Raw genomic sequence first — 6,817 nt, 5'->3', positions numbered from 1 at the left:
TTTGGTCGGACTTTGTATCGTCTGGTACCCGATCGGGCACCCGGAGGCCATTATGAACCAGAATCCGGATTGGGGTGGCAGGAAAATTTGGCGTTATTGATCCATTCTGAAATTAGTGAAGTACTGGACCCGGGTCATCGCACTGCGCCCCGTCCCGCGGGGGGACTGGTGGCGCAAGCAAGAGGGGGGCATCGTCTCTTTGAAAAAAAATGATTTCTACAGAGCAGAATTTTTCATGAGCTCTGAACATCGGGCCAACCAAAATTTTCAACAAAAATTTTGTTGGAAAAATTTTAAATCAAATTCTGATTGCTCCGGAAAAAATTTCCATCAGAATTATTTCCACGTTCAAAAAATTTCCATCTTACAAATTTTTTTAGAAAATTTTTTCCGGATTTTTTCCGGAAGACTTTGCAAAAAAATTTCATCAACCCATATCAGAAAATTTCCCGGCAGGCCCTGCTCCAATTTCCCGCAGTCTCCCGATAATACAGGATCCCATTAACCCCACCTCCCGACGTTATCCAACGTAAGCCCTCCCATAAATCCCCCTATATATTAGTGCAGATCCAAACTCCCTCAAAAAACCCGTCACAGGTTACTGACCTGTCCGGTTCATCAGACCCGTCACGGGTCGGGAGACCTGTCTGCGGGTAAGACGTAATTGAATACTTCTCCACGACGGAGAATCAGGTCTCTCCGACGTGAGGCAGATCGGTAAAACAGGGGTTCTTTTCATTTTCCCGGACCAAAGCCTGTTCTGAAGGAGATCGGCCTCCCAATTGCGTCTATTTGCGCACTTTTTGCACTCCGTCGTGAATTCCGGTAAACCGGGCGATATTCAGCCGATTTAAAATGAATTTACATCCATTTTCCGTAAATTACGCACGTTTCCCGGTTTCGTGTCAGACACCTCTCCGGGGGATTCGTTCAAAATTGGCTCTGTTTGGCAAAAGGGGGCTGTTTTGTGATCACGAGTACTTCGGGAAATCCAGTACTCCGGAAGGAGTTGTTCTCCGACGGAGACCTGGATGCACTGGCCAGGAATCATGATGTCAGACAACGGGATGGTATCCGACCGGATAGCTGGCGAATGATGGGCATGCATCGATGTGGCCGGTGAAGTTGTCGGGGGCTGAACCGGTACCGCCCGGACTATAGCGGGCGATCTGTCCGGATCCCGGAAAAATAAAAAAATAGTTTAGCAGGCCGGGCCGGAGAGCTCGCGGGCGAGCTCCCGCGATTGGCCGGCCGGTCTTCCGGCCTCACTCTTTTTTCCGCACTATGCCGGAAAAACAGATCCCTGCAACCGCCAGCCCGACCGCCAGCACCGGCACAAGAGGGTCAAGCGGTGTATCCGCAGCCGGTTTATCTGAGGGAAGGAATTCGATCTCCGTTGTTGCGTACTCTGCCCGGACAAAACGCAGCCGGTCTACCGGGGTATCCAGGACATACACGGTATAATTGCCGGGCTGCAGGGTGCCGAGGATGACCGACGTATCCCAAGAATACGTCCAGCTGCCGTCAGACAGGTGGACCGGGGCTGTCGTGAACAAGCCGTGGCCGGTCGGGATGTTGAGGTTCTCGAGCGTTACCCCCCGGGGATCCAGTCCCGGCCCGGTTACGAAAAGGTACACGGCGATCGTTGATGAACCATTCACGGTCCCGTTGATGGTGACGATGTCCCCGATGTGGGCCTGGGGTGGTGAGGCATTGAGCGTGAGCGAGACCCCTGCCGCTGCCGGCGCAGCGATGACCAGGAGAGATACGATAACAAGGAAAACAAATGCCCATCGTTTATGAGAACGTTCTGCTTTTGGCACGAAAACCCCTGTCATATCCCACCAGTCCCCTCAGAACCTGACTACCATCACCGATTCTTCTTCCTTCCTGAGTTCGCCTTTGAGATGTTCCGAATCAAAATCATACACATCCTGGGGCTGGTAGTCTTCGTAGAGTTCACATTTGTCAAGAATATCGACGAACTCTTTCAAAAATATCCGGGGAATGACATCCACCCTTCCGCCAAACCTGGTGGTGATCTTTTTGATCATTGCGCGGATGAACCGGTGCGAGATCCGTTCCCGGTCCGGCTCGGTATAAGCCTGTGCATAGACATCGACCACCCTGAGGGCTACCTGTTCGAGTTTTGCCGTGTCGAACTTCGCGAGGACAATCTGCGGCTGACGGGGATTTTTGAACTCGTCGCTCATGACTACATTGATCCTGTCGAAGAGCGGAGGGACAGAACGGATCCCCCGTGAGCCATCAAAGAGGGCCGGTGTCCCGGTAAAGAGGAAGAAGCATCGCGGCATATCCCCACGGTCGAGTGCATCGATGATCTGGACAAGCGTCTGGTATCCCTTCTCGCGCTGGCTCCGCTGGAGGCCCTGCATAGTCTCCAGCTCGTCAACCGCGATCGCGAGGCCGCTGTACCCCGCACCATGGATCACGGAGACGAGGCCCCGGAGGAAGAGCAGCGCGACGGTGTCATCGATGTCTCCCCGGATTCCTGCCTTCTGTTTAAAATCCCGGCCTATGTTCGGCTCTGCCGCGATCCACCCGAGGGCAGACTGGGCGAGCGGGAAGTCCCCCGCATTATTCGCCCGGTAGTATGTCCGCAGTGCCGCCGCAAGGGCAGAGTTCAGCGCGGAGATGCCGGAGAGGGCAGTCTCGATCTCCCGCTCGGTTGCCGGTTCAAGGGCCGCGTCATCCATGCCGGTTCCACCAACGGAGAGCAGCCGCTCTTCGATAGCAAAGAGCCAGGTGTCCACCACGGCCTTGAGGGCGTGCTCCTCCTCGTTTGTCCTGAGGCCCGCACAGATCTGCTGGTAAACGCCCCGGAGTTTGTGGATCGGTGTTGCGGACGAGATCACTACGTGGGAGGTGACAAAACCCTTAGTCCTTGCGATCTCGAGCGATCGGGCTACCAGGAATGTCTTGCCGCTCCCGTAGTCCCCGCGGATAAACTTGGTATCCCCGCCACCCTGGGCCACGTAGTCGAGCTGCTTTGCGATCACCCCCTCTTCCACATCGAGCCCCACGGCAATCCGTTCGAGGCCGCCTGCCGGTACGGTTCCCCGGCGGAGCGCATTGACGATATTGATGCTCTCGAGCCGCCCGCGGTCCATCCGGTCAGGTTCCGGTGTACTCATAGACCTCTCCATCCTCTCCAAAACCTTTCTTCTCCAGCACGGATAATCCCTGTGATGCTGCCTTCTGCACCAGCCTGTTGACGATCCCGGCCACCCTTCGTGTGCCAAGCAGTTTGCGCAGGTCAACCTCGCTTGCTCTCCTGTGCGAACGGAGAAATGCGAGGATCTTCTCTTCATCCTGCGTGAGCCCGAGCTGGTCGCTGATCGCTTTTCCTGTCGGGACAGGCGTCGGATGGGGGCGTACCGGCTGCTCCCGGATCACCGGCCGGTCAGCGATCGATCGCTCCTTGCAGTCACGGATGATCCGGAGGAAATCCTCGAGCTGGATCGCCCGGGACTGGGCCGGCATCACATCCATGCCGCAGAGAGCATAGTACTTGCATCCCGCATAATCCGCCTCTTCCAAGGCGTTTGCTGCTGCAAGGAAGTTCGCGATTGCCAGGTGTTCAAGACCGGCTGAACCCAGCGTGCCCCGGCGTTCGTCCAGCCGTTTTATCAGCTGGTCCAACAGGCGCCGGAGCTCGCGCATCCCTGCATTTTCATCCACGATGACCGATGCGATCCGAGTGAGATCCCCACTCTTCCGTGCATTGGACAGGACGTAGAGCATCACCTTCTCGCATTCCCGGTCCTCACCCTGCGAGGCGAGGAAGATCGCGTACTCGGGTCCCCCGTAAAGGAAGTCTGCCCGGTACGCCCGGTAATACCAGGCCCGGGCTTCCGCGGGGTTGCCAAGCGTGGCATACAGGCGGGCAGTCTCCAGCAGGCTCACCACGTTGACATCGTGAGAGACAACGTCAAGGAACCGTTTCAGTACCTCTCCTGCGGGAAGCGTGCCCGGCAGGAAGCGGCGGTACCTCCCGATCGCAAGGGCAAGGAAGTCCATATCGTTCTTGCTGCCAAGCTCGTCCCGGATCAGGTTCTCGTAGGCATCCCGGGCGTTCCCGACATCGCCCCCGGAAGCAAGCAGATCGCACTCCAGCAGGCGGTGCATGGGAGACGGGTCCCGGGAGACGAGCATGCCGGCAACCTCACGTGCCTGCCTGTTCTCCCCGTTTGCGCTCAGCAGCAGCGCATAATCGGAAAGGATCATGCTGTCAGGATCCTCGTGCAGCTGGGCATCATAGGCAGCAAGCGAGACGGGAAGATCATACCGGGAGAGGGCGTCAAGGTATTTCCTGAGCATGGCAGGATCCTTAGTCTCGCGCCAGATCCGGAGCGCAGCATCCGCTGCAGCCCGGTGGTTGCCGGTCCGGGCCAGGGCATCCACGTACTCCGGAGTCTTCCCCGTGTCGGCGCCGTGAAGGGCATGGGTGGCAACTGCCTCGTCTGCCCGGCCGGTCTCGATGAGTGCCCGCATCAGGTTCCGGATATCCCCGGGTTTTTTTGTGAGCCGGGCAAGGAGCCGTAAGACCGGCAGTGCGCTGCGGAAATCCTGGCGGGAGAGGAGATACCCGGCATAACTCCGGAGGGCGTCCTGGTTGGTCGGGTCCAGGTGGACGGCAGTTGCATATTCGGCGATCGCACCGTCATCTCCCCGGGCCTCCAGCACCTTTGCAAGGTAGCTGTGGACATAAGAAGAGCCGGGCATCCGAAGTGCCAGGTCCCGGAAAAAAACATCGGCGTCCTCCAGTTTACCGGTCGTGTAGAGGTTGGTTGCTGCAAGCACCTCGACCGCCGGGTCTTTCTCTTCCTCAAGCACGAGATTGCAGAGCCGGAGCGACTCCTGGTACTGCCCGTCCTCAAAAAGCCGGAACGCCTCCTTTTTCCGGTCTTCACGGGACTGGGGAGGCATTGTCACGGCCTGCCGAACCTGACTTTTAAAAGACCCGAGAGCATCCGGATCATATCCCGCTTCTCTACCCGGGAGTCGCCCTGGTTCTGCCATTCGATCGGGATCTCGATGACGCGATACCCGGCGCGGTTCAGTCGCCAGAGCAGCTCGACGTCGAACTCGAAACCACGGGATACCATTGCAGGCAGGACCGCATCGACCGCGGCTATTTTGAAGACTTTCGCACCGCATTGCGTGTCATTGTACGATAACCCGAACAGCACCCGGATCAGCAGGTTGAATCCCCGGCTCTCCAGCCTGCGCAGCAGGCTCTGCCGCACGGTAAGCTTCGAACCGTCCATCCAGCGCGAACCAATCGCCCCATCGGCAGCTGCCGATGCAGATAAGAGACGCTGTATCTCACCGATGCTGGTGGAACCGTCCGCATCAAAGAATCCTACGAGCGGGGCCTGTGCTGCACGCAGCCCGGCGATCACCCCGCCGCCTTTGCCGAGCCGGTGATCAAACCGGAGGCAGCGTATTACAAGATCCGGGCGTCCTGCGGCGATCCCCTCGACGACGTCAGCTGTCCTGTCGGTACCGTCGCAGACAACGATCAGTTCCCCTCCGAACCCGGTGATCGTGTCGAACAGGTGGACGATCCGGTGCTCTTCGTTATATGCGGGGATGACGAGACTGCAGGGTAACCCGGGTGCGCTGGTCATGGTGGGGGATTCCGCCCTCGTGCGCAGTACCTGCCCGCACGGATAGCCTGCCCGGGCCGGCGCGTGCATCCGGAATAAACCTCCGGTACACAGGCACATGCACAATGGTCATGATAATGTGGGGCGGAATCCCCCATAACGTTACTGGTGTTCGCCGAGGTGCCGGGCGAGCATGGTGCCGGGGCGGTATCTCTCCGCCATAGCAAGAGCAGTCTCGCGGAGGGCCTGGTGTTCTGCACGGCAGCTTGCCGGTGGCGGGGATTTCCGGAGTATCGCCGAGCTGTTCTCGGTGATCTGGATGAGTTCGGTCGCAATGACGGCATTGAGCCAGACGAGATCTGCGAGCATCTCCTTGGTTTCCTTGTCCTGCATACAGAGGATGTTGCAGGTCACGGATATTTAAGTACAGGACTCGATAGGTCAACGGTCCGTTTTCAGGAGTTCGTCATCGACACGTGGTTATCCCGGGGTTACATTTTTTCCCAACCCACGTTCCCGCTCCCGGAACGGGCAGCTTTAATCTTACCCGGGACCTACAACTCCTTTGAGAATATAATGAATTATCTGGACCGGATAAAAAAGGACGGCCGCTATGCCAATCCCTTCTTCTGCCAGATGGGGATTGAGATTATAGAGGCTGCTGATGGCAGGGGAGTGCTGAAGATGCCGGTGAGGCCCGACATGCACAACGGCGTGGGATGGCTGCAGGGTGGCCTTCTCGTGGCCCTTGCCGACGAAGCGATGGCGATGGCGGTATACTCGCAGCTTGCCGAAGGGGAAGGTATCGCGACGATCTCGGAGTCCACGAGTTTTATAAAAGGAACCCGGGACGGCATCATTTATGCAGAGGGACGCGTGATCCGGAAAGGACGACGGGTCGCGTTCTGCGAGAGCGAAGTCTGGACTGGTACCGGTGAACGGATCCTGCTCTCCCGGACATCAGCAGCCTTTGCCGTGATGACAAAATCCTGAAAAAATCCAAAATAATTGCTCTGTAGAAATCATTTTTTTTCAAAGAGACGCTGCCCCCCTCTTGCGTCACCAGTCCCCGCGGGGGACGGGGTGCAGTGCGATGACCCGGGTCAAATGGCAGGTAATACGTCGTCATCGCAACTTGGGGATACCGTAGCGGCGGGGGCAAAGCCCCAAAGAGCGTCAGCGAT

Annotated in this window: 6 protein-coding genes; 1 reads left to right on the top strand and 5 read right to left on the bottom strand. The window is 57.6% G+C overall.

Annotated features, from left to right (window positions below):
• Positions 1-1,265 precede the first annotated feature (1,265 nt).
• From WBL42_RS10765 to WBL42_RS10745, 5 genes are all read right to left on the bottom strand, one after another.
• Positions 1,266-1,823 (bottom strand): hypothetical protein, encoded by a 558-nt coding sequence (locus WBL42_RS10765; RefSeq protein WP_424721277.1) that lies wholly within the window; start codon positions 1,821-1,823, stop codon positions 1,266-1,268.
• A gap of 30 nt (positions 1,824-1,853) precedes the next feature.
• Positions 1,854-3,155: a BREX system ATP-binding protein BrxD gene (gene brxD, locus WBL42_RS10760; RefSeq protein ID WP_424721276.1), complete on the bottom strand. Its 1,302-nt coding sequence runs from the start codon at positions 3,153-3,155 to the stop codon at positions 1,854-1,856.
• Positions 3,136-4,956, bottom strand: coding sequence for a tetratricopeptide repeat protein (locus tag WBL42_RS10755; protein ID WP_424721275.1), 1,821 nt, complete (start codon positions 4,954-4,956; stop codon positions 3,136-3,138). Before WBL42_RS10755 ends, brxD begins: the two co-directional genes overlap by 20 nt.
• Entirely contained in the window at positions 4,953-5,654 is a 702-nt protein-coding gene (locus WBL42_RS10750; protein ID WP_424721274.1) for a dolichyl-phosphate beta-glucosyltransferase, read from the bottom strand. Before WBL42_RS10750 ends, WBL42_RS10755 begins: the two co-directional genes overlap by 4 nt.
• A gap of 141 nt (positions 5,655-5,795) precedes the next feature.
• A complete protein-coding gene (locus WBL42_RS10745; RefSeq protein WP_424721273.1) occupies positions 5,796-6,026 on the bottom strand; it encodes a hypothetical protein in 231 nt (76 codons plus the stop codon).
• Between the two features lie 183 nt (positions 6,027-6,209).
• Between WBL42_RS10745 and WBL42_RS10740 the strand changes: the two genes are divergently transcribed.
• Positions 6,210-6,626 (top strand): PaaI family thioesterase, encoded by a 417-nt coding sequence (locus tag WBL42_RS10740; RefSeq protein ID WP_424721272.1) that lies wholly within the window; start codon positions 6,210-6,212, stop codon positions 6,624-6,626.
• Positions 6,627-6,817 lie beyond the last annotated feature (191 nt).

This window comes from Methanoregula sp. (assembly GCF_049686655.1).
Lineage (GTDB): Archaea > Halobacteriota > Methanomicrobia > Methanomicrobiales > Methanospirillaceae > Methanoregula.
The sequence above is the reverse complement of the archived record's forward strand: the minus strand, read 5'-3'. Positions and strand labels throughout refer to the sequence as shown.